The following is a 23,803-nucleotide window of genomic DNA, read 5'->3' on the forward strand; positions in this document are numbered from 1 at the left end:
GGGGATGCGGGCGAGGGCCGGGCCAGGGCCGGTCACAGGACCTTGGAGAGAAAGGCGCGGGTGCGCTCGTGGCGCGGGGCGTCGAGAACAGCCGCGGGCGGACCCTGCTCCACGACGACACCGCCGTCCATAAACACCACCGTGTCGGCGACCTCACGGGCGAAGCCGATCTCATGGGTCACCACGATCATCGTGGTGCCGGTCCGCGCCAGGTCCTTGATCACATCCAGGACCTCGCCGACCAGTTCCGGGTCGAGTGCCGAGGTGGGCTCGTCGAACAGCAGCACTTTGGGTTCCAGGGCCAGCGCGCGGGCGATCGCCACCCGCTGCTGCTGTCCGCCGGAGAGCTGCCGTGGGTAGGCGCCCGCCTTGTCGGCGAGCCCGACCCGCTCCAGCAGCCGGGCGGCGCTCGCCGCGGCCTCCTTGCGCGGGCGGCGGAGCGCGGAGACAGGGGCCTCGACGAGGTTCTCCTCCACGGTGAGGTGCGGGAAGAGATTGAAGTCCTGGAAGACGAACCCGATATGGGTGCGCTGCCGCAGAACGTCCCGCTCCTTCAGCTCGTACAGCCGGTTTCCCGATCTGCGGTAGCCGATCAGCTCGCCGTCGATGCTGATCCAGCCGCGGTTGACCTTCTCCAGGTGGTTGATGGTGCGCAGCAGCGTGGACTTCCCGGATCCGGACGGGCCGAGGACCACGGTGACCTCACCGGTGCGCACCTGGAGGTCCACGCCGCGCAACACCTCCAGCGGCCCGAAGCTCTTGTGGACCCCGCGCACCTCCACCATCACCTCACCCATGACCGCCTCCCAGGGGTGCGCTCGGCGCCACGGGCGAAGTGGCGCTCGACGTAGTACTGCGCGACCGAGAGCACGGAGGTCAGGAACACATACCAGGCGGTGGCGACCATCAGCAGCGGGATGACCATGCCGTTGCGCCCGTAGATGACCTTGACCTGGTAGAAGAGCTCGCCGATGGCCATCACGTAGACCACCGAGGTGCCCTTGAGGAGGCTGATGATCTCGCTGCCCGCGGTGGGCAGGATGGCCCGCATGGCCTGCGGCAGGACGATCCGCCGGATCTGCTGGAGCCTGGGGATGCCGAGCGCCGCCGCGGCCTCCAGCTGGCCCCGGTCGACCGAGAGGACACCGCCGCGGACGATCTCGGCGCAGTACGCCGCCTGGTGGAGCGTCAGGCCGATGAGGGCCGCGCCGATGGTGCCGATCAGGTCGTTGCTGCTGACGGACCAGAACACCGGGCCGAAGGGGATGCCGATGCCCAACTGCCGGTACAGGGCGCCCAGGTTGAACCAGAAGACCAGCTGGACAATCATCGGGATGGAGCGGAAGATCCAGACGTACGTCCAGGCCACGGTCCGCAGCACAGGGCTGGCCGACAGCCGCATGAACGCCAGCACCGTGCCGAGGACGAAGCCGAGCAGCATCGAGTAGGCGGTCAGCTGGAGCGTCACCCCCACGGCGGTGACGATGGTCTCGGACAGCACGTATTCGCCGAAGACCCGCCACTGCCAGACGGGGTTGGTGACCAGCCCGTGGAGGAACTGGGCGGTGAGGACCAGGACGGCGAGGGCCGCGGCCCAGCGGGCGTAGTGGCGGGTGGGCACGACCTTGAGCGAGGCCAGGTCGTCGTGGTCAGCGTCGTGATTCTCGTGTCGGTCGGTGAGGCGCTTTTCGAACGGGAGCGGGCCGATGGTCTCCGGGTCGGCCTCGGTGTCGAACAGCGGGGTGTAGCCGGTGGCCAGATACAGCCCGCGGGCCTCGGGCTGACGCGGCCCGGTGGTCAGATAGATCCGCTGGTAACCCCGGGCGCCCGCCTCGCGCTCCAGCTCGGCCACGACCCGGCGGGCGAGGCCGCGCCGTCGATGCCCGGAGTGCGTCCAGATCCGCTTCAGCTCGGCCGTGTTCTCGTCGTACCGGCGGAAGGCGCCGCCCGCGACGGGTTCGCCGTGCTCCAGCAACAGCAGCAGCACCCCGCCGCGCTCCGTGGTGAACTCCTCGTCGGGGTAGCGGGCGAGTTCGGCGTGGGCGTCCTTGCCGTAGCGGGCCGAGTACTCCTCGCCCAGCTCGCGCAGCAACGGCCGCACGCGCGGGTCGGACACCGGGGCCTGGACGACCGTCAGCTCGGGCGGTTTCAGCCGGGAGGGCGGCGGTTGCGCGACGGAGGTCATCCGTGCTCCCGGGCCGGACGGGGACTTTCCACGGGCATGGGAGTGGCCTTTCGGGGAGGTGGGCGCGGAGCGGGCGCGGGGAGAAGACATGGGTGACCCGGGCGCGGCGGCGCCAACGTGGCCGCGGCGCGCGCGTACGGGTTCAAGGCGCCGTCCGGCCGCGAGTCAGTGCTCGTCCACGGGAACAGCGCGCGATGCGAAGGCTCGGACCGCGACGGTCACGAGCGGAGGTGGACCACTTCGGCGGTCCGCTGCCGAGTCAGGCGCAACAGGTGGCGGACCACACCCGACCGAAGTCGATGTGGCCGCGGGTGACCAAACGCTGCTGGGCAGTCATGGCCATCATTCAGCAGGAGATCGCGCGCCACGTCAACCGCCGGTCGCATACTGGACCGTCGGCGGGTGCCCGTGCCATGAGCCGCCGTCAACTGGCTCCTTGACGGCCCCGCGGAGCGCCACGACACTGGTGGCGACGGCTTCGCGACGCGCGAGCCTCGATGATGGGACCGGTGGAAATGCCCTGGACTGTCGGCATGAGCGGGGAAGCCCGGCGGCTTCTCCAGTCGACGCTCCCGCTCCGCCCTCGCTCCCTCACCCGGCGGCTGCACATCGACCTGCTGCGCGTCTGCGCCGCCTGAGTCCGACCGCCTGACCGAGACCGGTCGACGACGACCGGTCATCGAGCCCCGGCCGGATCGCGGCCTGATCGCGGCCCCATGGTCGCCCGGACACCGGGCCTGCCCTTCCTCCCGCTCCCTCCCGCCCAGCCATTTCGCACGTGGAGAGCCATGCCCGAGACGATTCCGCGCAGTTCAGGACCGGCGGCGCTGCTCGACCCCCGCCCCGGCCACAGCTTCCGCAGCCGCATCGGCGTCGATGTCGCCGGCGGCTTCTACCCGGCACCGCACCGCTATCAGGTGTTCCTCTCCCAGGGCTGTCCGCGCTCACTGCGCGTCTCGATCACCCTGGACCTGCTCCGGCTCCGCGACTCGCTCACCACCGTCTGCCTCCCGTCCCCGGCCGCCGCCCAGGGCCTGCGCGAGGCCTACGAGGCCACCTGGCACCGCTACGACGGCCCGCTGACCGTGCCCGCGCTGTGCGACCGCTGGAGCGGGCGTGTCGTCAGCAACCACACGCCCGACATCCTCCGCGACATCGCCGACCACTTGAGCACGCCCGGCCACGGCCATCTCCCCCGGCTGCGCCCGCCGGCCCTCGCCGCGGAGATCGACGCCGTCGGGGAGCTCATCGAGACACGGATCACGCGGGCCGACCGCCCCGCGACGTCGCTCGCGGCGCTCGATCTGCTCGACCGTCGGCTCGGGCCCGGACCGTATGTCCTGGGCGAGGAGTTGACCGCGGCGGATGTGGATCTGTGGGTGGCGCTGGTCCACTCCGACGCCGCGCCGCTCGTCCCCCGGTACGACCGGCTGCACGCCTACGCACGCCGCCTCGCCGGCCACCCGGCCTTCCCGAAGGGAGTCAGTGGCTGCGGGTACGCGGGGAGCGGTACTGCTCGTCGGTGACGTGCTCGAGCCAAGTGGCCTCGGGCCGGTCGTCGTCGGGTGCGCCGCCTTCCCACAGAGCGAGGTGCTGCATGAAGCGGTCCTCGGTGGCGCCGTGCCAGTGCTCTTCGCCGGGCGGGCAAGCGACGGTCTCGCCGGGGTGGGCCTCGTAGACGGTGCCGTCACGGGTGCCGATCAGGGCGATCCCGGCCACGACGTGGAGGGTCTGGCCGACGACGTGGTGGTGCCAGGCGGTGCGGGCGCCGGGGGCGAAGCGCACCATATTGGCGCGCAGGCGGGAAGGCTCGGTGCCGGCCTGGATGACGTCGAACCAGACGTCGCCGTTGAACCAGTCGGCGGGGCCCTTGCCGGTGGGTTGCGGCTTGACGAACTCCATGGGGTGCTCCTTGCTGTGATGCGGGTCGTACGGGTCGTGCAAAGCGCCAAGTCTGGTCAGCGGTCGACCGGGGCCGCGGCGTCGACGGCGGCCAGGGCGTTGAGGGTCCGGGGGTAGCCGATGAACGGCAGCAGGCCGGTCAGGACGGCGATCAGGGTGGAACGGGGGTTGCCGACGTGGAGGTTGGCCGCGACATGTCCCCTCACCTGTGCGTCCGCTCCCCCGAGCGCGGCGAGCATCGAGAAGGTGAGCAGCTCACGCGTGGGCACGTCGATGCCGGAGCGGGTGTAGTGGTCGCCGAAGCAGTTCCCGCTCAGGAACCGCTGGATGTGCTGCTCGTCGGCCGGGGCGTTCGCGTACATGGCGTCCACGGCCCGGTCGCCGACGATTCTCTTCTGCACCGCCAGGCCCTGTTCCATCCGGGTGTCCGGGCTGGTGGTGGACTGGCCCTCGAGGGGCAGCTCGACGCCGCGGCCGGTCAGGACGTCGTTGGTGGCGTGCAGGAAGTCGAAGACGCGGGCCATCCCGGCGTACGGGACCGCCTGGTACACGATCTCCTTGGTCTCCACCGGTGTGACGCCGGCGGTGAGCGCGGCGCCGAGCATCACCCGGTACTCGGCCACCGCGCCGACGGCGATCATCGCCGCGAGCTGCGTCATCAGCCGGGTGCGCTCGTCGACGTCGCCGGTGTGGCGCAGGACCTCGTCGAAGGCGAAGTTGTCGAAGTACTCGATCAGCTCCGGATCCGTGACGGCGAGCGTGGAGATGTGGCCGGGGAAGAGCCGCTCGTGCGCGGCCGTAGCGGCGGCGTTGGGCTTGCGGGCGGTCACGGGCGCACCAGCACCTTCAGCCGGCTGCGCTCGTCCATGGCCCGGTAGGCGTCGGCGACCTCGTCCAGGGCGACCTCGGCGTCGAAGACCCGGCCCGGGTCGATGCGACCGGCGAGCACATCCGCGATGGCGGGTTCGAGGTAGGCGCGCACCGGAGCAGGTCCGCCGGCCAGCTGGGCGTTCTTCCCGAACAGCGACCCGAAGCCGACCGGGGCCTCCTCGTACTGCGGGACGCCGACGCGGGAGATGATCCCGCCGGGGCGGACGATGGCGTAGGCCTGTTCGTAGGCGGGCATCAGGCCGACGGCCTCCAGCACGACGTGGGAGCCCTCGCCGCCGGTCATGTCCATCACCTTGGCGATGCCCTCCTCGCCACGCTCGGCGACGACATCGGTGGCGCCCCACTCCCGGCCGAGGTCGGTGCGGGAGGTGTGGCGGCCCATGAGGATGATCTTCTCGGCGCCCATGCGCCGGGAGGCCAGCACCGCGGACAGACCGACGGCGCCGTCACCGATCACGGTTACGGTCTTGCCGGATTCGACCCGGCCCATGTGGGCGGCGTGGTAGCCGGTGAGGTACACGTCGCTCAGGGCGAGCAGCGACGGCAGCAGCGCCGTGTCGACGTCGGTGGGGATCTTCACCAGGGTGCCGTCGGCCTGGGGTACGCGGACGGCCTCGGCCTGCGCGCCGCCGACACCGCCGGCGCCGTACCAGCCGCCGTGCGGGCAGGCGGTCTGGAAGCCGTCCCGGCAGATCGGACAGGTGTTGTCGGCGAACGCGAACGGGGAGACCACGAAGTCACCACGCTTGAGACCGTGCACCTCGGAGCCGGTCTCCTCGACGACGCCGAGGAATTCGTGCCCCATCGGCACGCCGTCGTCGGTCTTGTCCATGGAGTGGTAGGGGTGCAGGTCGGAGCCGCAGACACAGGCCAGGGTGATGCGGACGACGGCGTCCGTCGGCTCGACGATCCGGGGGTCGGGCGCGTTCTCGACCCGGACGTCTCGGGGCCCGTACATGAAGGTGGCACGCATGGAAGATCTTGCCTTTCGTGACTTGCGGTGGCTCTGTGAGCCGGGGTGAAGGCCGTCGCACGGGTGCGGGCGGCCCTCGGGGTCAGCGCGGTTCGAGGCGCAGGGTGGAGGCGCGGGCGGCAGCGGTCAGGACGTGCTCGACGATGCTGGTGTAGTGCCCGTACTTCTTCCGGTAGGCGGCGTCCACGCCGGCGTACTCGCCGGGGCCGGCCGCGTGGAAGGTGACGTCCGTGCGGATGCCGCCGGCGTCGATGCGGCCCTGGTGACGGGAGCGCGTGCCCCGGTACCAGGGGCCGTCGGTGCCTTTGACCGAACGGACGTACAGGTGGTCGCCGGAGCGGACCATCCACATGGTCACCGGGTGCCGCAGGGTGCCGTCGGCGCGTTCGGAGGCGAGGTCGAGCTCCTCCGCCGCGGCGATCTTTTCCAGGTCCGTGGCGTTCCAGTCCGTCATGGTGGTTCCTTTCGCGTCAGCGGCGCCGCTGGTCGGCCCGTAGCTCGAAGTCGCCGTAGCTGTTGTCGGCGGGGTTGACGGTCACCCCGGGAGCCACGATCTCGTCGATGCGGTCGAGTACGTCGGCGGAGAGCGTGACGTCGGCCGCGGGAAGGAACGCTTCGAGCTGTTCCATGGTGCGCGGCCCGATGATCGCCGAGGTGACGCCGGGGTGGTTGATCACGAAGGCGACGGCCAGCTCGATCAGGGAGAGGCCGGCCTTCTCGGCCAGGAGCGCGAGCTGCTCGACGGCATCGAGCTTGCGCTGGTTGGCCGGGCTGCTCATGTCGAATCGGGCCTGCGGGCGCGCGGCGGAGGCCGGCCCGGAGGAGGCATCCTTGCGGTAGCGGCCCGAGAGCCAGCCGCCGGCCAGCGGGCTGTAGGTCAGCGTGCCCATGCCGTGGCGGCGCACGGTGGGCAGGACGTCTTCCTCGATGCCGCGGACCAGGATCGAGTACGGCGGCTGCTCGGTCACGAACCGCTCCAGGCGGCGGTCCCGGGAGAGCCACTGGGCTTCGACGATCTGGGAGCCGGAGTACGACGAGGAACCGATGTAACGGATCTTGCCCTGGTGCACGAGGTCGGAGAGGGCGCCGAGGGTTTCGGCGACGTCGGTGTCCGGGCTGGGGCGGTGGACCTGGTAGAGGTCGATGTAGTCGGTGCCCAGGCGGCTGAGGGAGTTCTCGACCTCGCGGATGATCCAGCGCCGCGAACCTCCCCGCTGGTTGGGGTCGTCGTGGTTCATCGGCATGAAGAACTTGGTCGCGAGGACCACGTCTTCGCGCCGGTTCTTGAGCGCCTTGCCGACTATGTCCTCCGAGACCCCGCCGGAGTACACGTCCGCGGTGTCGATGAAGTTGATGCCGGCGTCGAGGGCGCGATGGATGATCCGTATCGAGTCGGCCTCGTCTTCGTTGCCCCAGGGGCCGAACATCATCGCGCCCAGGCAGAGCGGGCTGACCTGCACGCCGGTGCGGCCGAGCGGTCGGTAGTCCATGAAGGTGTTCTCCTTGTCGCGTGGTCAGTCGTTCCGCGAGGGGACGACCGTGCCGGTGCTCGCCCAGCTGGCGAGCAGGCTGAGTGCCTCCCGCTCGGGCGAGTCCGGTTCGGGGGTGTAGAAGTTGAGGCGGAGGCCGGGGTCGGCCGGCAGGTCCATCGCCTCGTAGGGCAGCGCGAGATCGCCGACCAGCGGATGGCGCAGGTTCTTGACGCCGGAGCGGTGGATCTTCACATCGTGACGCGCCCACCGGCGGGCGAAATCGTCGCTCTTGGTCGTGAGCTCCCCGACCAGGTCGGTCAGCGCCTTGTCATGCGGCGCTCGGCCGGTCTCGGTGCGCAGAAAGGCGACCGAGTCGTCGGCGCCCTTGTCCCAGTCGACCCAGAAGTCCTGGCCGGCCGGGTCCAGGAACAGGAAGCGGGCGGTGTTGACCGGCCCGCGCTGGGCGAACAGCGGGGAGTCGAAGACCGGCGCGTACAGTGCCCGGCCCAGCGCGTTGGCGGCCAGGATGTCGAACCGTGCGTTGCGTACATACGCCGGCACGTCGGTCATCGAGTCGAGCAGCCGCAGGATCGTGGGCCGCACGCGGGAAGCGGTCACCGTGGGACGCCGGCCCGAGGGTGTTGACGCACGGGCCAGGTCGTAGAGGTAGGTGCGCTCCGCCTCGTTCAGCTGAAGTGCGTGAGCGAGGCCGTCGAGCACCGAGTCCGAGGCGCCGCTGAGGTTCCCGCGCTCGAGCCGGACGTAGTAGTCCACGCTCATTCCCGCGAGCAGGGCGACCTCCTCGCGGCGCAGGCCCGCGACGCGGCGGTTTCCGCCGTAGACCGGCAGCCCGGCCTGTTGCGGGGTGATCCGCGCCCGCCGGGTGCTCAGGAAGTCGCGGACCTCCGCGGCCAGGCTCTTCTTGTCGATGTCAGCCATGATCAGATCTCGAGGACTTCCTCGGCGGCCCCGATGAGTCGCCGGGCTGCTGTCGGGCGGAAATCCGGGGGCACGGGTGACTCCTCTTGATCGGCGTGATTCTTGTGCCGGCTCCTTCACCGTAAATGCGTCGGGGAGGGCCTGCGAGGTACTGCCATTACCTGGAAGAGCAGTGACTCCCACCTGCGCGCCGTCGCGCGGTTTTCTGGAAAAGGCCCAGGAATCGCAGTCCGAATCCGGGTCTGAAAGCCGCAATCAATCTGAAGGAACACTGTGCGCGCAGCACTCATGTACGCAGCAGGCGACGTCCGCGTCGGGGACGTCGCCGACCCGGCTCTGAAGGAGCCCACCGACGCGCTGGTCCGCATCACCACCGCCTGCATCTGCGGCAGCGACCTGCACCCCTACCACTCCATGTCGGCCTCCGACGGCCCGGTCCGCATGGGCCACGAGTTCATCGGCGTCGTCGAGGAAATCGGTGGCGACGTCACCTCGGTGAAGAAGGGCGACCTGGTCGTCGCCCCGTTCGCGTACTCGGACGGCTCCTGTGAGTTCTGCCGGGCCGGGCTCCAGACCTCCTGCGTGCACGGCGGCTTCTGGGCGAGGAACGGCATCGACGGCGGCCAGGGGGAGGCGGCCCGCGTGCCGCTGGCCGACGGCACCCTGGTCAAGCTCCCGGTCGGCGCCGACGACGCGCTCATCCCCTCCCTGCTCACTCTCTCCGATGTTCTGGGCACCGGGCACCATGCCGCGGTCCGCGGTGGGGTGCGGCAGGGCAGCACGGTCACCGTGATCGGGGACGGCGCCGTCGGCCTGCTCGCCGTGCTCGCCGCCAAGCGGCTCGGGGCCGAGCAGATCGTCCTCATGGGCCGGCACACCGCCCGAACCGACCTGGGTCGCGCGTTCGGAGCGACCGACGTGGTCGCCGAGCGCGGCGCCGAGGGCATCGAGAAGGTTCGCGACCTCACCGGCGGCGGCAGCCTCATCGTCATCGAAGCGGTCGGGCACCGCCCCGCCTACGAGCAGGCCTACGGAGTGGTCCGCCCCGGCGGCACCATCAGCCGCGTGGGCGTACCCCAGTACGAGGAGGCCCCGATCGGCTTCGGCACCCTCTTCGGCCCCAACATCACCCTGACCGGAGGCCCCGCCCCGGCCCGCGCCTACATCGACGAGCTCCTCCCGGACATCCTGGAGGGCCGTATCGAGCCCGGCCGGGTCTTCGACCGCACCGTCGGCCTCGACGGCACGCCCGAGGGCTACCGGGCCATGGACGCGCGCGCGGCCCTGAAGGTGCTGGTACGGCCGTGACCAGGCAATCTGAACTACGACGATGAGGCTGGTGACGCGATGACCATCACCGCACAGCGCACGTCGGTGTCCGCTACGGAGAAGTCGGCCGCGGGGCCGGTCCACGCGACGCTGATCCTCGCGATCATCTGCATCAGCTACTTCATGGTGATCCTCGACAACTCGATCGTCTTCACCGCGCTGCCGCAGATCCGCTCCGCCATGGGATTCTCCGAGACCGGCCTGTCTTGGATCACCAACGCCTACGTCCTGGTCTTCGGCGGGCTGCTCCTCCTCGGGGCCCGGGCCGGTGACCTGTTCGGACACCGCAAGGTGTTCCTGTTCTCCCTCATCGTCTTCTCGTCGACCTCACTTCTGGTGGGGGCCGCGCAGAGCCAGTGGTGGCTGATCGGTGCACGAGCGCTCCAGGGCGTCGGCGCCGCGGTACTGGCCCCCTCCGCTCTGTCCCTGCTCACGCGCAGCTTCGCCGAGGGCCGGGCCCGTAACCGGGCGATGGCCGCCTACAGCGCTGTCGCCGGTCTCGGCGCGGCCCTCGGGCTGGTCGTCGGAGGGCTGGTCGCGGACCTGATCTCGTGGCGGGCCGGATTCTTCCTCAACGTCCCGATCGGCATCGTGATGATGGTGCTGGCGGTGCGGTTCCTGCCCGAGACCGTCCGCTCCGTCCGCCGGCGAGGCCGCTTCGACGTCGCCGGGGCGCTGCTGGCGACGCTGGGCTCGACCGCTCTGGTCCTCGGCATCGTGGACGCCGCCGACGTCGGCTGGACCGCTCCGGCCACCCTGATACCGCTGGTGGCCGGGGTGGTGATGCTGGGACTGTTCGTCCGGGTGGAGCGGCGGGCCGCGCAGCCGATCGTGCCGCTGCGGCTGTTCGCCGGCCGGGAGCGCAGCGGCGCCTACCTCACCCGCATGCTCTACATGGGCGCGATGATGGGGTTCTTCTTCTTCACCGCGCAGTTCGTGCAGAGCGTCTACCACTGGACGCCGCTCCAGGCCGGCCTCGCGTTCCTGCCGATGACGCTGGTCAACTTCGTCTTCGCCGTCCAGGTGCCGAGGCTGCTGGAAAGAGTCCGACGGCCGCTGGTGCTCCTTACCGGCGTCGTCCTGACCGCGGCGGGTATGGCGTGGCTCAGCCGCCTCGGCCTGCACACTTCCTACCTGACGGGAGTGGCGCTGCCGATGCTGCTCATCGGCGCCGGTCAGGGGCTCACACTGGCGCCGCTGACCTCCAGCGGTGTCGACGGCGTCGCCCCCGCAGACGCGGGGGCCGGCTCGGGCCTGGTCAACACCGTCCATCAGATCGGCAGCGCGCTGAGCCTGAGCATCCTGACCGCCGCAGCCGCCGCCGTCTCCACCGGCCACGCGGCCGCCGACATCGCGGCCCGCTCGGGTGCGGCCCTGACCGGCTCCGCCGTCCTGCTGGCGCTGGCCGTCGTGGCCGTCGTCACGCTCATCCTGCCCTCACGGGCAGCCCACATCGAAAGGTCTCTGTGATGCAGATACTCACCCTCAACAACGGCGTCGAGATGCCCGCCCTCGGACTCGGTGTCTTCCAGACCCTGCCCGAGGAGACCCGGGCCGCGGTCACCGCCGCGCTTGAACTCGGCTACCGGCACATCGACACCGCCGCGGCCTACCGCAACGAGCGCGAGGTCGGCCAGGCCATCCGCGACTCCGGGGTCCCCCGCGACGAGATCTTCATCGAGACCAAGATCTGGATCAGCGACTACGGGTACGAGGAGACCCTGCACGGCTTCGACAAGAGCGCCGCGAAGCTCGGGGTCGACCAGATCGACCTGCTGATCCTGCACCAGGCGCTGCCGTCGGACTTCGACCGGACTCTCGCGGCCTACCGCGCCCTGGAAAAGCTCCTGGCCGACGGCAAGGTCCGCGCCATCGGCGTCAGCAACTTCATGGTCGACCACCTGACCGCACTGCTCGCCGCGGCCTCCGTCGTCCCCGCGGTCAACCAGCTGGAGATCCACCCCTACTTCCAGCAGCGCGCCGTCCTCGACTTCGACGACCAGCACAACATCCTCAACCAGGCCTGGTCACCTATCGGAGGCATCACCTTCTACCCCGGCTACGGCGAGAACCGCAGGAGCGTCCTCCAGGACCCGGCTGTCACCGCCATCGCCGACGCCCACGGCAAGAGCCCGGCCCAGGTGCTGCTGCGCTGGGGGCTCCAGCGGGGACGCTCGGTCATTCCCAAGTCGACCAAGCGTGAGCGGATCGCCGAGAACATCGACGTCTTCGACTTCGAGCTCAGCGCCGACGAACTCGCCGCCCTCGACGCCCTGGAGACCGGCCGACGCGGCGGCCCCGAGCCCGAAGCCGTGACCCTCGCCGCCTACGGCCGCGCCATCCCCGAAGCCTGAGTCGCCGCCGTGACGCCGGCCCGCACGGCGTCACGCTCGACAAAATCGGTGGAACCGCATCCCCGTGTGCCGTTACGGTGCTGTCGCCCGCAGTCACCCTGTCAAGGACATGCCGTTGTACACCACGTGAGACTCCCCAAGCGCTGATCCGTCGCGCGTCGCACCTGTGCGCCGTGCTCCTTCTCGCTGCGATCTTCTCACTGGAACGGTGTAACTCTGTGTCCAAGAACTGGGCGTTCATGCCCATCTGCCTGCCGATAGCCGGGCGCCGCGACGTGGGCGGCCCGGGTCGAACCGACCGGCCGGTCTGGCAGTCGCCATACGGTCCACCGCCGCACCGGGCACACCGCGGCCGGTGGGCGCCTGTGCCGGGGCTGGCCGGGTCTCGGTCCGCTGTGCGGCGTGGATACCCGTGCGGCCGGTGCGACTGATCGCTCGTCCGCCGGACAGGTCACTCGTGTCCTGAGTCGGTGTCCGCGCCGGGCGGGCGGCGGCGCCAGTGCTGGGTGGCCTGCTCGAAGGCGTGGCCGATCTGGAGGACGGCGAAGTCCGCCCGGTGCGGTCCCACGATCTGGAGGCCGACCGGCAGCCCCTCGGGGGTGAATCCGGCCGGTACGGACAGCGCCGGGCTGCCGGTCGAGGTGACCAGGTAGGCCGAGCGCATCCAGTCCAGGTAGTCGGTCATGGGCACACCGGCCACCTCGGTCGGGTATTCGGCCGTCACATCGAAGGGCGCCACCTGGCTGACCGGCAGCAGCAGCACGTCGTACCGCTCGAAGAACGCGCGCACCCGGTGGAAGAGCGTGGTGTGCGCCACCTCGGCCCGGCCGAGGGCGGGACCGGTCAGCCGCCGCCCCACCTCCGTGTTCTCGCGGATGGTGCGCTTCAGCGCGTCGGGGTGGTCCTCGGGGCAGCGGTCCATCAGGGGGCCGAAGGAGATCTCGAACAGCCAGGCGCGCAGCGTACGGAACACCTCCTCGCCCTCGGTGAGGTCCGGGCACGCCTCCTCCACCGCACACCCGAGGTCCTCGAAGACCTTCGCCGCCGACTCGACGGCGCGGGCCACGGCGGGCTCCACCGGGACCAGCCCGCCCAGGTCGGGCGACCAGGCCACCCGCAGCCCGCGCAGATCGCGGTCGAGCGGGCGGGCGAAGCGGGAACCGGGTTCGTCCAGGGCGATGGGCGAGCGCGGGTCGGGCCCCGCCATGGCGGACAGCAGCAGCGCGGCGTCGCTCACCGTACGGGCCATGGGGCCCTTGACCGGGAGTGTGCTCCAGGCCGCCGAGGCGGGCCAGGCGGGGACGCGGCCCGGCGACGGGCGCAGGCCGACGACATTGCAGAACGAGGCCGGGTTGCGCAGCGAGCCGCCGGTGTCGCTGCCGTCCGCGAGCGGGACCATGCCGGAGGCCAGCGCGGCGGCCGCGCCGCCGCTGCTGCCGCCCGCGCTGCGGCCCAGGTCGTACGGGTTGTGGGTGGCGCCGAAGATGGGGTTGAAGGTGTGCGAACCGGCCGCGAACTCGGGCACGTTGGTCTTGCCCAGGGTGATCGCCCCGGCGGCCTTGATCCGCTCGATGACCAGGTCGTCCTGCTCGGGCACGCCGTCGGCGAGCCGCGATCCGTGGCTGGTGCGGATGCCCGCGGTGTCGTGGGTGTCCTTGTGGGCGATCGGCAGCCCGTGCAGGGGCCCCAGCGCGGCCGGGTCCGCCCCGGCCGCCAGCCGCTCGTCGGCCTCCTGGGCGGCTTCGAGCGCGCGGTCCGCGACGAGGGTGACGATCGCGTTGACCGCGGGGTTGACCCGCTCGATCCGGTCGAGGTGGGCCAGCAGCAGCTCGCGCGCGGACAGTTCGCGGCGGCGCAGCAGGCCGGCGAGGTCCAGCGCGGGCAGGAAGCAGAGGTCGTCGTCGTTCGGCACCCGGGGGTCACTCTCCCTCTCGTTGAACGCGGCCCACGCGGCCCACGCGGCCTCCGCGGCCTCCGCGCGGTACGTGGCGTCGTACGTCACAGGCTTCCCCGTTTACAGCACCCCGCCCGCCTCGTCGTGGAAGACCTCCGGCCAGTAGCGCCAGTCGTCGTCCTCGCCCGTCGGGCGGCAGGCCACCGGGTCCACCGAGGCCAGCACGGCCGCCATGGTGTCGGCCAGTGGCTGGTACATGTCGTCGGTCAGGTCGTGTTCCTCGTCGATCGCGGCCTCGCGGCGCAGCAGCCATGTCGTGAAGGCCAGCGTGGAGATGTCCGCGTTCAGCGGGCGCAGGGCGGCGTCGGGGATGAACCAGGCGTGGATCGCGCCGGTGTCCGCGTCGATGAGGACGTCCGTGTCCTCGACGAGGTATCCCAGGCGCAGCAGCCGGTCGGGGGCGACGGCCATGTCCTCCGGGAAGCCGTAGAACTCCTCTCCCCGCTCGTCGTCCGCGCGGCACCGGGCGAGCGTGGGCAGCCGCGGCACCTCGGTGTCCGGGTGGAACATGAGGCCGTCCTTGGGCAGCCCGGTCCCGGCCAGGAAGCGCCGCGTCGGCTCGTGGACGAGGGCGGCGGGCAGCTCGGCCGCGTCGAAGCGCACGATCTCCTCCGGCCCGAACTCCTCCTCCAGCAGCCCCTCGGGCAGGTCGAGCAGCAGGCCGCCGCCCGGCCCCGCGATCAGCGCGAGCGGACGGACGAGCGCGACGATGCGCCAGAGCGCGGGGAGGGCGTGCTCCCACTCCTCCGGGTCGCCCGCGCTGCCCCAGCCGCCGCCGTCCCAGTCCGCCTCTTCGAGGACCGACAGGTACAGCGCGGAGGCGTCCGCCACCGCCCGCGCGCCGAAGCGCCCGGCGAAGGGGGCGAACCGGCCCCGGAGCCCGGCCAGTTCGGCGGCCGCGTCGAGGAAGCGGGTGAGGGCTTCCACCGACGGCGCCAGGGGCAGGACCTCGAGCAGGCCGGGGTCCTTCTCGAAGAGCAGCATGCTGAAGACCCGCCCGGTGGCCCCGTCCAGCAGGACGTGCTCGGCCTCCTCGCCCTCGATGAGGAGGTGGCCGATGGCCAGCAGGCCGCCGATGTGCTCGTCGAGCTCGGCCGGGTCGGCGGAGCCGGCGAGCAGCCGCGGGACGGGCACCGGCCGCCCCTCGGCGAGCGGCCGGAACCGCATCAGGTCACTGTCGCCCGGCAGGCCCGCCCCGCTCAGCCACCGCCGCGTCGCCCCGTGGGTGATCGCCGGATGCGACTCGCTCTCCGGGACCCTGATAACCGCCGCTGCCATGCAACCCCCGTGCCGCCCCGGCGCGGTGCCGCCCCGGGTCTCCCCTGCTTGCTCGAAACGTCCTTGCTCGGACGCTCTTGCTCGAACGCTCTTGCCCGAAAACCCTACTGCGCGTCACCGACACTCCGGCGGTCGGCGTTCACACAGGGTTCTTTCCGGATTCCGCCGTCCCCCGTGGCGCGGTCCCGCCAGGGCGGGCGAGACTGCCCCGGTCCCCTGCTCCACCCGGACGCCGAGGAGAGTGGCCGTTCATGTCTTCCCTGGACCGTAGACGATTCATGCAGTTGGCCGGCGGCAGTGCCGCCGCGATGTCCCTGCTGTCCGACAGCATCGCGCGGGCCGCGGAGATCCCCGCGAACCGCCGCACCGGCACCCTGCGGGACGTGGAACACGTCGTGGTCCTGATGCAGGAGAACCGCTCCTTCGACCACTACTTCGGCGCCCTGCGCGGGGTACGGGGGTTCGGCGACCCGCACCCGGTGTCCCTGCCCAACGGCAAGCCGGTGTGGTACCAGCCGGACGGCGCGAAGGACGTGCTGCCCTTCCGGCCCGACGCGAAAGACCTCGGCCTCCAGTTCCTCCAGGGCCTCAACCACGACTGGAACGGCGGCCAGTCCGCCTTCCACCAGGGTGCCTACGACAACTGGATCCCGGCCAAGACCGCCACCACCATGGCGTACCTCACCCGCGAGGACATCCCGTTCCACTACGCGCTGGCCGACGCCTTCACCCTCTGCGACGCGTACCACTGCTCGATCATCGGCTCCACGGACCCCAACCGCTACTACATGTGGAGCGGTTACACGGGCAACGACGGCGCCGGCGGCGGCCCGGTCCTCGACAACGCGGAGGCCGGCTACTCCTGGACGACGTACCCCGAGCGCCTGGAGAAGGCCGGGATCTCCTGGAAGATCTACCAGGACGTCGGCGACGGCCTCGACGCCGCGGGCAGCTGGGGCTGGATCCAGGACGCCTACCGGGGCAACTACGGCGACAACTCGCTGCTGTACTTCCATCAGTACCGCGGCGCCGCGCCCGGTGACCCGCTCTACGACAAGGCCCGCACCGGCACCGACGCCAAGAAGGGCGACGGGTACTTCGACATCCTGCGGGCCGATGTCAAGGCCGGCCGGCTCCCGCAGGTCTCCTGGATCGCGGCGCCCGAGGCCTTCAGCGAGCACCCCAACTGGCCGCCGAACTACGGCGCCTGGTACATCGCCCAGGTCCTGGACGCGCTGACCTCGAACCCGGAGGTGTGGAGCAAGACCGCGCTGCTCATCACCTACGACGAGAACGACGGCTTCTTCGACCACCTGGTGCCCCCGTACCCGCCGTCCTCCCCGAGCAAGGGGGCGTCGACCGTGGAGACCACCGGGGAGCTGTTCCCGGGCTCCGCGTCGAAGGTCGCGGGCCCCTACGGCCTGGGGCAGCGGGTGCCGATGCTCGTGGTGTCGCCGTGGAGCACCGGCGGCTGGGTCTGCTCCCAGACGTTCGACCACACCTCGATCGTCCGGTTCCTCGAGCGGCGCTTCGGGGTGACCGAGCCGAACATCTCGCCGTGGCGGCGGGCGGTGTGCGGCGACCTGACCGCGGCGTTCGACTTCGCGCGGACCGACCCCGGCCTCCCGGCCTTCCCGGACACCAGCGGCTATCTGCCCCCGGACCGCGAGCGCCACCCCGACTACAAGCCCAAGCCCCCGGCGCACGGCTCGCTCCCCGCGCAGGAGCCCGGCACCCGCCACGCCAGGCCGCTGCCGTACGACCTGGCCGCCGACGCCACGGCCGTCGGCGACGCCCTGCGGATCGGCTTCGCCAACCCGGGCCGGGCGGGCGCACACTTCCACGTCACCTCCGCCACCGACGGCGACGGCCCCTGGGGCTACACGGTCGAGGCGGGCAAGCGGCTGTCCGGCAGCTGGTCCACCGCGGAACGGGAGCAGGGGGCCTACGACTTCACGGTCCACGGCCCCGACGGCTTCCTGCGGCGCTTCACGGGCCACACCGCCGACGGCCGCCGGGGGCCCGAGGTGAGTGCGCGCCACGACCGGAAGACGGGGCAGGTGCGGCTGACCCTCACCAACGGGGGCGACACGACCGTGACGCTGACGGTGACCGACGCGTACGGCAAGGCCGCGCCGGCCGCTTACCGGCTGCGGCCGGGCGCGCACGCCGTCCACACGGCCGACCTGCGCCGCAGCCACCAGTGGTACGACCTGTCGGTCGCCTCCGACCACGACCGCGGCTTCCTGCGCCGGCTGGCCGGCCATGTCGAGACGGGGCGGGCGGGGATCAGCGACCCCGCGATCGCGGCCGGCTGACGCCTCCGGTCATCACGCCGCCCGCGCCTCAGGCGCGGGCGGCGTCCATCAGCACCCTGGCGGCCTCGCGGGCCTCGCGCGCCGGTTCGGGGGAGCCCGATATGGCGGCCGTGGTGATCGCGCCCTCGGCCAGCAGGGCGAGGTGGGCGGCCAGCGGGGCGGGCAGCCCGGCGGTCGCGACGAGGCCCGCCACGTACTGCCGGAAGGCCTCCTTGTGGGCGCGGGCGGCCGCGGCGACCTCCGGTGTGGTGGCGCCCAGCTCGCCGTAGGAGTTGATGAACGCGCAGCCCCGGTAGTCGGGCTCGCCGAACCACTCGTACAGCCAGTCGAAGACCGCGGACAGCCGCTTCTCGGGCGGCCCGGGGACCGCCTCGACATACCGCGCGAGCCCGTCGAGCAGGCGGGCGTCGCGGCGCCGCAGATACGCCTCGACCAGGGCGGACTTCGAGGGGTAGAGCTGGTAGAGCCGCTTGAGGGAGACGCCGGAGGCGGTCCGTACGGCGTCCATGCCGACCGCCTGTACGCCGCGGCCGTAGTAGAGCTCCTCGGCCGCGTCGAGGACCCGCTCCTTCGTCGCTTCGAGATCCACCGTCATCCGCCCCTACCGCAAGAGAACCATCGTTCTCCCCACGGTACCTCAGGAGTCCGGCGGCAGGTGCGCGCGGACCGGCGGCGGGGGCTCGGGCCCGTCGTACGGCTCGACCTCCACCCGGGCCAGCTGGCCGGTGCACCCCTGGGCCAGCCGCGAGGTGCCGATGTCGCGGGTCAGCGCGTTGGGGTTGCCGTGGACGCAGGTGGCCACCTCGGGGGCGGACGGGTCGAACCACGCGCCGGTGGCCAGCTGCGCCACGCCGGGGCGCAGCGCGTCGCTGATCACCACCCCGGCCAGCAGGCTGCCCACGGCGCTGCGCACCCGCGCCACATCGCCCTCCCGGAGCCCGCGCGCCGCGGCGTCGTCGGGGTGGAGACGCAGCGGCTCGCGCCCGGCGACCTTGGAGGCGGCGCTCAGCGCGCCGTGGTCGAGCTGGCTGTGCAGCCGGGTCGCCGGGTTGTTGGCGATCAGGTGCAGCGGATGGGCGTCGTCGTCCTCCGGCTCGGGCGGCAGCCAGGTGGGGTGGCCGGGGCAGTCGTCGTAGCCGTAGGAGGCGATGGTGGCGGAGTGCAGCTCGATCCGGCCGCTGGGGGTGGGCAGCGGGCAGGCGTCCGGGTCGGCGCGGAAGCCGGCGTACAGCGTGTGGCGTTCGCGCCGGCCGCGCAGCGCGATGCGGCCGGCCCGCCAGAAGGTGGCGAAGTCCTCCTCGGGCGCGTACTGCGGGTCGAGCCCCGCGCGCCAGCTCTCATAGAGGTGCTCGAGCCAGGCGCGCTCGTCGCGGCCCTCGGTGAAGGCGGCGCCGACGCCCAGCTCATGGGCCAGGTCGCCGAGGATCCGGTAGTCGTCGCGGGCCTCCCCCACCGGTTCGGCGATCCTGTGCATGGCGATGAGCGCCGCGTCGTCCTTGGCGCCGCCGAGGTCGTCCCGCTCCAGGGTGGTGGTGGCGGGCAGGACGATGTCGGCGTGGCGGGCGGTGGCCGTCCAGTGCGGCTCATGGACCACGACCGTGTCCGGGCGGGTGAAGGCGCGGCGCAGCCGGGCCAGGTCCTGGTGGTGGTGGAACGGGTTGCCGCCGGCCCAGTGGACGAGGCGGATGTCCGGGTGGACCAGCCGCTGTCCGTCGTAGTCGCAGAGGGAGCCGGGGTGGAGCAGCAGATCGGCGATTCTGGCGACCGGGATGAAGTCGGCGACCGGGTTGTCGCCCTGGGGCAGGGTGGGCAGCTTGTACGGCAGGCTGCCGGCGCCGATCCCGGCGGTCGCCCCGTATCCATGGCCGAAGCCGCCGCCGGGCAGGCCGATCTGGCCCAGCAGACAGGCCAGGGCGATGCCCGCCCACAGCGGCTGCTCGCCCCGGTGGGCGCGCTGGAGCGACCAGCTGAGCGAGATCATGGTGCGGTGGCGGGGCAGCTCGCGGGCGAGGCCGGCGATGCGGGCGGCCGGGATGCCGCAGATCTCCTCGGCCCAGCGCGGCGTCTTGGCGGGTGACCCGTCCAGGCCCAGGACATGGCGGCGGAAGGTGTCGAATCCCGCGCAGTAGCGGCGGCAGAACGCCTCGTCGTACCGTCCCTCGTCGATCAGCACATGGGCGAGCGCCAGCATCAGCGCGGCGTCGGTGCCCGGCACCGGGGCCAGCCAGTCGGCGTCCAGCTCCGCCGCCAGGTCGTCGCGCAGCGGGCTGACCAGGACGAAGCGCGCGCCGCGGGCGCGGGCCGCGCGCAGCGCCGCCGCGGTGGAGTGGCGGCTGATGCCGCCCGCGTTGACCTGGGAGTTCTTGGCGGGCATCCCGCCGAAGCAGAGGAACAGGCCGGTGTGCTCGGCGAGCACCGGGAAGGTGGTGGGGGCGGAGATCGGGGCGTCGTCGCCGACGACATGGCGCAGCAGCGTACGGGAGGCGCCCAGGCTGTAGGTGTTGACGGACCGGGTGTAGCCGCCCAGGCAGTTCAGGAACCGGTGGATCTGGCTCTGCGCGTGGTGGAAGCGGCCCGCGCTGCCCCAGCCGTACGAGCCGCCGAAGATCGCCCGGTTGCCGTGCCCGGCGCGGACCCGCTCGAACTCCCCGGCCAGCAGGGGAATCACGGTGTCCCAGGAGACCGGCACATAGGTGTCGGCCCCGCGGGCCGGGTCGGGCCCGGGGCCGCGCTCCAGCCAGCCACGGCGGATGTGCGGGCGCAGCACCCGGGCGCGGGGGTCGAGGGCGGCGGGGAGGTTGCGCAGCAGTGGCGAGGGCTCGGGGTCGCCGGGGTCCGGGGTGACCTCCAGGCCGCCGCCGGGGCGGGCGGCGGCGGTGAAGGCGCCCCAGTGGGAGCTGTGCGGGCGGGGCGTGCCGGGCGCGGCGTGGGCGCCGTGCCCACCGTGGCCGTCGTAGGGCGGGCGCTTCGTCACGCTCCCCTCACCCCGCCTCTCCGTCGACCGTCCCGAGGCTCAGCATCAGGCGGTTGGCCCAGCCGAAGAACGACGCGCAGTGTACGAGGTCGACCAGGGCCAGCTCGGAGATCCCCAGCTCGCGCAGCGCCTGGACATCGGCGTCGGCGGCCGTGGCCGGGACCGGGGCAAGTCCGGCGGCCAGGCGGACGATCAGCTTCCAGCGGCGGCCCAGGACGGCCGTGCTGCCGTACTTCAGCAGGCGGTCCACGGGCTCCGGGTCGCCGTGCAGCTGGGCGGCGCGCCGGGCGTGCACCGAGACGCAGTACACACAGCCGCTGTGCAGCGACACGGCGGTGGCCGCCAACTCCCGCTCGGCGCGTGGCAGTCCGCCCTCGGCAGTGAAGGCGGCCAGGTCGATCGCGGTCCGCACGGCCAGGATGCCGAGGTCGTGGCCCAGGGTGCGGAAGTACGGCGTGTCGGGTCGCTTGCCCGCCAGCGCCGTGCGGTGCGCCTCGGTCAGCTCCTCGCGGGCCAGCGGGCGGATGGCGGGGCGCCAGGTCAGCACGTCGGTCGTGAACCGCGGCCCGCCGTCCACCGTCGTGGACGGCGCGCCGGGGTCGGTGCCGGTGCCCGACTCGCCGGTGGCGAGCAGCTGGAGCCCGGCGGCCAGCTGCATCTGGTGGTGGGCGAAGGCGGCGGCCTGGGAGACGGTGACGATCTGCGGGTCCGTGAACCCGGCGGCCCGCAGGGCGTCCAGGCGCGCCTCGGCGGGGGCGCGGGTGAGCTGCCGGGCGTGTGCGACGGCGGCGGCGGTCCGTGGCGGCGCGTGCCCCTCCAGCGGGGCGCGGGCCACGATCCGCTCCGCCACGCCCGGGTCCCTTGTGAGCAGCGCCCGGTAGTGGGACACGGCCGGGGCGCGGCGGTGTTCGACGGCCACCGCGAGCGCCGCGGCGGCGCGTTCGGCGACCGACACACCGGTGCCGGTGCCGGTGCCGGGGCTCTGCGGGTGGAACAGCTCGTCGTACGCGCGCTGTTCCAGGCCGACCAGTTCGGGGCGCAGCGCGCGCAGCCGGGTCACCTCCGGCGCGGCGCCGGCGAACCGGTCCAGGACGTCGTGGCCACGCGTGACCGTTATGGACATGGCTGTGCCTCTCATGACGCGCGGTGGGCCGGGGCGGGCATCGCGTCCAGCAGCGCGCGGGTGTGGTCGCTGACCGGGCGCTCCATGATCTGGTCCCGCTCCCCGACCTCGACGATCCGGCCCCGGTGCAGCACCGCGATGCGTGAGCACATGTGCCGTACGACGGTCAGGTCGTGGGACACGAACAGCATCGCCAGGCCCCGGCTGCGGCGCAGTTCGGTGAGCAGGTTGAGCACCTGTGCCTGGACGGAGACGTCCAGCGCGGACACCGGCTCGTCGGCGACCAGCAGCCGGGGCTCCAGCGCCAGCGCACGGGCGATGCCGACGCGCTGGCGCATGCCGCCGGAGAGCTCGTCGGGGTAGGCGTCGGCCAGCGCGGGATCGAGACCGACCTCGCCGAGCAGGGACGCGACGCGCTCGCGGCGCCCGGCGCGCGAGAGGTCGGTGTGCAGGGCGAGGGGGGCGCCGATGGTGTGGCCGATGCGGCGGTCGGGGTTGAGCGAGCCGTACGGGTCCTGGAAGACCATCTGGACGGCGGGCGCCCGGCCGCGGCGGCGGGCGGGGCGGGTGATGTCCTCGCCGTCGAAGACGACGCTGCCGTCGTCGGGGCGGCGCAGGCCCAGGAGCACGCGGGAGATGGTGCTCTTGCCGGAGCCGGACTCGCCCACGAGGCCGAAGGACTCGCCGGGGGCGATGTCGAAGCTGACGCCGTCCACGGCGCGGTGGGGGGTGCGGCCGAGGCCGCCGCCGGGGAAGGTGACGGTGAGGTCGCGCACGCGGAGGAGGGGGGTGGGGGTGTTCTCCCCGCCCCGCCCCTCCCCACTCCCCGGGGCTCCGCCCCGAGACCCCCCGTCGCTCCGGGCAGCCCCCGGGCTCCGCCCGGAGGCGGCCCGAGGCCCCGGCACATCACCCCGGACCGCGCCCTCCGCCCCGCCCGAGCGGGCCTCCCCCGCCCGGCCGCCAGAGGCGGCGGGCGCGGGGGCGTCGGCCGCCGGGGCCACGGGCGTCTCCGCGGACGCGACGGCTGCCACGGGCGCCGAAGACGGTGCGCCGTCGGCGGAGGACGAAGCGTCGGCCGCCGAGAGTTCGGCCGCAGCGGCCGACACCTCGGTGTCCGCCGCCGGAGCCGGCGCGGCGTCGGCCGCCGGGGGCGTGCCGGTGGGCGCGGGCGACGCGTCACCCGTCGGCGCCGGGTGCCGTGCCTGCGGGATGCGGAGGGCGGGGTCGGCCAGGGACTCTTCGTCTACCGGGCCGATCAGGGACGCCACCGTTTCGGGGACGGTGGGCAGGCGGCTGCCGGGGGTGTCGTCCATGCGGGGGACGGAGGCGACGAGCGCGCGGGCGTACGGGTGGTGGGCGGCGGTCAGGATCTGGGCGGTGGGGCCCTGTTCCACGACACGGCCCCGGTACATGACCACGACGCGCGAGCACATCTGGCCCACCACCCCGAAGTCGTGGGTGACCAGCACCACCGCCATGCCCATCTCCCGCTGGAGCTCGGTGAGCAGCCGCAGGACCTGGGCCTGGACGGTGGCGTCCAGGGCGGTGGTGGGTTCGTCGGCGATGACCAGGTCCGGCTCGTTGACCAGCGCGGCGGCGATCATGACGCGCTGCCGCATGCCGCCGGAGAACTGGTGCGGATAGTCCTTCGCGCGCCGCTCGGCGCGGTCGATGCCGACGCGTTCGAGCAATTCCACCGCGCGGGTGCGGGCGGCGGCCCGGGAGGCGTCGTGGTGCAGCCGGTAGGCCTCGGCGATCTGGGCGCCCACCGGACGGTACGGGTTGAGCGCGTCGAGCGCGTCCTGGAAGATCATCGAGACCCGGCGGCCGCGGATCCGGCGCAGCTCCCGTTCGCCGGCGCCGACCAGTTCCCGTCCGTCGAGCCGGATGCTGCCGGTGATCCGCGCGCCCGGCCCGTGCAGGCCCAGGACGGCGAGTCCCGTGGCGCTCTTGCCGGAGCCGGACTCCCCCACCAGGCCGATGGTCTCGCCGGGGTGCACCTCCCAGGACACGTCGCGCACGGCCCGGACTCCGGCGCCCGGGAAGGCGACGCTCAGGCCGGAGACCTCCAGCAGCGGGTTCACCAGTGCCGTCCTCTCTGTGGGTTGGGC

Annotated in this window: 19 protein-coding genes; 5 read left to right on the forward strand and 14 right to left on the reverse strand. The window is 72.5% G+C overall.

Translation table 11 applies throughout. From position 1 onward, the window contains the following. Positions 1–32: 32 nt before the first annotated feature. A complete protein-coding gene (locus ABTY62_RS30825; protein WP_352132694.1) occupies positions 33–797 on the reverse strand; it encodes an amino acid ABC transporter ATP-binding protein in 765 nt (254 codons plus the stop codon). Then, positions 785–2,185: a GNAT family N-acetyltransferase gene (locus ABTY62_RS30830; protein WP_352132695.1), complete on the reverse strand. Its 1,401-nt coding sequence runs from the start codon at positions 2,183–2,185 to the stop codon at positions 785–787. Before ABTY62_RS30830 ends, ABTY62_RS30825 begins: the two co-directional genes overlap by 13 nt. A gap of 788 nt (positions 2,186–2,973) precedes the next feature. Here ABTY62_RS30830 and ABTY62_RS30835 point away from each other — a divergent pair. Beyond that, entirely contained in the window at positions 2,974–3,711 is a 738-nt protein-coding gene (locus ABTY62_RS30835) for a glutathione S-transferase C-terminal domain-containing protein (RefSeq protein WP_352132696.1), read from the forward strand. Here the strand turns inward: ABTY62_RS30835 and ABTY62_RS30840 are convergent. The 6 genes from ABTY62_RS30840 to ABTY62_RS30865 all read right to left on the reverse strand — a co-directional run bounded on the left by ABTY62_RS30840 (position 3,668) and on the right by ABTY62_RS30865 (position 8,362). Next, positions 3,668–4,087 carry a (R)-mandelonitrile lyase gene (locus ABTY62_RS30840; protein ID WP_352132697.1) on the reverse strand — a complete coding sequence of 140 codons (420 nt, stop codon included), beginning with the start codon at positions 4,085–4,087 and terminating at the stop codon, positions 3,668–3,670. The two genes, ABTY62_RS30835 and ABTY62_RS30840, sit on opposite strands and share 44 nt — an antisense overlap. A gap of 56 nt (positions 4,088–4,143) precedes the next feature. Beyond that, on the reverse strand, positions 4,144–4,917 hold the full coding sequence (locus ABTY62_RS30845; RefSeq protein ID WP_352132698.1) for a carboxymuconolactone decarboxylase family protein: 774 nt from the start codon (positions 4,915–4,917) through the stop codon (positions 4,144–4,146). Beyond that, positions 4,914–5,951 carry an alcohol dehydrogenase catalytic domain-containing protein gene (locus ABTY62_RS30850; protein WP_352132699.1) on the reverse strand — a complete coding sequence of 346 codons (1,038 nt, stop codon included), beginning with the start codon at positions 5,949–5,951 and terminating at the stop codon, positions 4,914–4,916. Before ABTY62_RS30850 ends, ABTY62_RS30845 begins: the two co-directional genes overlap by 4 nt. 82 nt (positions 5,952–6,033) lie before the next feature. Then, positions 6,034–6,405 carry a DUF2255 family protein gene (locus ABTY62_RS30855; protein WP_352132700.1) on the reverse strand — a complete coding sequence of 124 codons (372 nt, stop codon included), beginning with the start codon at positions 6,403–6,405 and terminating at the stop codon, positions 6,034–6,036. 16 nt (positions 6,406–6,421) lie between these two features. After that, positions 6,422–7,441 carry an aldo/keto reductase gene (locus tag ABTY62_RS30860; protein ID WP_352132701.1) on the reverse strand — a complete coding sequence of 340 codons (1,020 nt, stop codon included), beginning with the start codon at positions 7,439–7,441 and terminating at the stop codon, positions 6,422–6,424. Positions 7,442–7,465: 24 nt separating this feature from the next. Beyond that, positions 7,466–8,362, reverse strand: coding sequence for a helix-turn-helix domain-containing protein (locus tag ABTY62_RS30865; protein WP_352132702.1), 897 nt, complete (start codon positions 8,360–8,362; stop codon positions 7,466–7,468). 273 nt (positions 8,363–8,635) lie between these two features. On the opposite strand from ABTY62_RS30865, the gene ABTY62_RS30870 reads away from it, so the two are divergent. The 3 genes from ABTY62_RS30870 to ABTY62_RS30880 are packed head-to-tail and all read left to right on the forward strand — an operon-like array spanning position 8,636 to position 12,045. Next, on the forward strand, positions 8,636–9,670 hold the full coding sequence (locus ABTY62_RS30870; protein WP_352132703.1) for an alcohol dehydrogenase catalytic domain-containing protein: 1,035 nt from the start codon (positions 8,636–8,638) through the stop codon (positions 9,668–9,670). A 39-nt stretch (positions 9,671–9,709) separates the two neighbouring features. Continuing rightward, complete coding sequence (locus ABTY62_RS30875; protein ID WP_352132704.1) at positions 9,710–11,161, forward strand: MFS transporter; 1,452 nt, start codon at positions 9,710–9,712, stop codon at positions 11,159–11,161. Further along, on the forward strand, positions 11,161–12,045 hold the full coding sequence (locus ABTY62_RS30880; protein ID WP_352132705.1) for an aldo/keto reductase: 885 nt from the start codon (positions 11,161–11,163) through the stop codon (positions 12,043–12,045). Before ABTY62_RS30875 ends, ABTY62_RS30880 begins: the two co-directional genes overlap by 1 nt. Before the next feature lie 451 nt (positions 12,046–12,496). On the opposite strand, the gene ABTY62_RS30885 is transcribed toward ABTY62_RS30880, so the two are convergent. Then, entirely contained in the window at positions 12,497–13,957 is a 1,461-nt protein-coding gene (locus ABTY62_RS30885) for an amidase (RefSeq protein ID WP_352132768.1), read from the reverse strand. 102 nt (positions 13,958–14,059) lie between these two features. Continuing rightward, positions 14,060–15,277 (reverse strand): SUKH-4 family immunity protein, encoded by a 1,218-nt coding sequence (locus tag ABTY62_RS30890; RefSeq protein WP_352132706.1) that lies wholly within the window; start codon positions 15,275–15,277, stop codon positions 14,060–14,062. 251 nt (positions 15,278–15,528) lie between these two features. On the opposite strand from ABTY62_RS30890, the gene ABTY62_RS30895 reads away from it, so the two are divergent. Then, positions 15,529–17,595 carry a phosphocholine-specific phospholipase C gene (locus ABTY62_RS30895; RefSeq protein WP_352132707.1) on the forward strand — a complete coding sequence of 689 codons (2,067 nt, stop codon included), beginning with the start codon at positions 15,529–15,531 and terminating at the stop codon, positions 17,593–17,595. Positions 17,596–17,623: 28 nt separating this feature from the next. On the opposite strand, the gene ABTY62_RS30900 is transcribed toward ABTY62_RS30895, so the two are convergent. The 4 genes from ABTY62_RS30900 to ABTY62_RS30915 are packed head-to-tail and all read right to left on the reverse strand — an operon-like array spanning position 17,624 to position 23,776. After that, positions 17,624–18,190 carry a TetR/AcrR family transcriptional regulator gene (locus tag ABTY62_RS30900; protein ID WP_352132708.1) on the reverse strand — a complete coding sequence of 189 codons (567 nt, stop codon included), beginning with the start codon at positions 18,188–18,190 and terminating at the stop codon, positions 17,624–17,626. A gap of 42 nt (positions 18,191–18,232) precedes the next feature. Then, on the reverse strand, positions 18,233–20,569 hold the full coding sequence (locus ABTY62_RS30905; RefSeq protein WP_352132709.1) for a molybdopterin-dependent oxidoreductase: 2,337 nt from the start codon (positions 20,567–20,569) through the stop codon (positions 18,233–18,235). A 7-nt stretch (positions 20,570–20,576) separates the two neighbouring features. Next, entirely contained in the window at positions 20,577–21,692 is a 1,116-nt protein-coding gene (locus tag ABTY62_RS30910) for a peroxidase-related enzyme (RefSeq protein ID WP_352132710.1), read from the reverse strand. A gap of 11 nt (positions 21,693–21,703) precedes the next feature. Further along, entirely contained in the window at positions 21,704–23,776 is a 2,073-nt protein-coding gene (locus ABTY62_RS30915; protein ID WP_352132711.1) for a dipeptide ABC transporter ATP-binding protein, read from the reverse strand. Positions 23,777–23,803 lie beyond the last annotated feature (27 nt).

Source organism: Streptomyces sp. NPDC097640 (assembly GCF_040302705.1).
GTDB lineage: Bacteria > Actinomycetota > Actinomycetes > Streptomycetales > Streptomycetaceae > Streptomyces.

What these genes read in the sequence shown, in the direction of transcription:
- ABTY62_RS30825 (WP_352132694.1), bottom strand. Translation starts at nt 797, where the DNA reads ATGGGTGAGGTGATGGTGGAGGTGCGCGGGGTCCACAAGAGCTTCGGG.
- ABTY62_RS30830 (WP_352132695.1), bottom strand. Translation starts at nt 2,185, where the DNA reads ATGACCTCCGTCGCGCAACCGCCGCCCTCCCGGCTGAAACCGCCCGAG.
- ABTY62_RS30835 (WP_352132696.1), top strand. Translation starts at nt 2,974, where the DNA reads ATGCCCGAGACGATTCCGCGCAGTTCAGGACCGGCGGCGCTGCTCGAC.
- ABTY62_RS30840 (WP_352132697.1), bottom strand. Translation starts at nt 4,087, where the DNA reads ATGGAGTTCGTCAAGCCGCAACCCACCGGCAAGGGCCCCGCCGACTGG.
- ABTY62_RS30850 (WP_352132699.1), bottom strand. Translation starts at nt 5,951, where the DNA reads ATGCGTGCCACCTTCATGTACGGGCCCCGAGACGTCCGGGTCGAGAAC.
- ABTY62_RS30855 (WP_352132700.1), bottom strand. Translation starts at nt 6,405, where the DNA reads ATGACGGACTGGAACGCCACGGACCTGGAAAAGATCGCCGCGGCGGAG.
- ABTY62_RS30860 (WP_352132701.1), bottom strand. Translation starts at nt 7,441, where the DNA reads ATGGACTACCGACCGCTCGGCCGCACCGGCGTGCAGGTCAGCCCGCTC.
- ABTY62_RS30865 (WP_352132702.1), bottom strand. Translation starts at nt 8,362, where the DNA reads ATGGCTGACATCGACAAGAAGAGCCTGGCCGCGGAGGTCCGCGACTTC.
- ABTY62_RS30875 (WP_352132704.1), top strand. Translation starts at nt 9,710, where the DNA reads ATGACCATCACCGCACAGCGCACGTCGGTGTCCGCTACGGAGAAGTCG.
- ABTY62_RS30880 (WP_352132705.1), top strand. Translation starts at nt 11,161, where the DNA reads ATGCAGATACTCACCCTCAACAACGGCGTCGAGATGCCCGCCCTCGGA.
- ABTY62_RS30890 (WP_352132706.1), bottom strand. Translation starts at nt 15,277, where the DNA reads ATGGCAGCGGCGGTTATCAGGGTCCCGGAGAGCGAGTCGCATCCGGCG.
- ABTY62_RS30895 (WP_352132707.1), top strand. Translation starts at nt 15,529, where the DNA reads ATGTCTTCCCTGGACCGTAGACGATTCATGCAGTTGGCCGGCGGCAGT.
- ABTY62_RS30900 (WP_352132708.1), bottom strand. Translation starts at nt 18,190, where the DNA reads ATGACGGTGGATCTCGAAGCGACGAAGGAGCGGGTCCTCGACGCGGCC.
- ABTY62_RS30910 (WP_352132710.1), bottom strand. Translation starts at nt 21,692, where the DNA reads ATGTCCATAACGGTCACGCGTGGCCACGACGTCCTGGACCGGTTCGCC.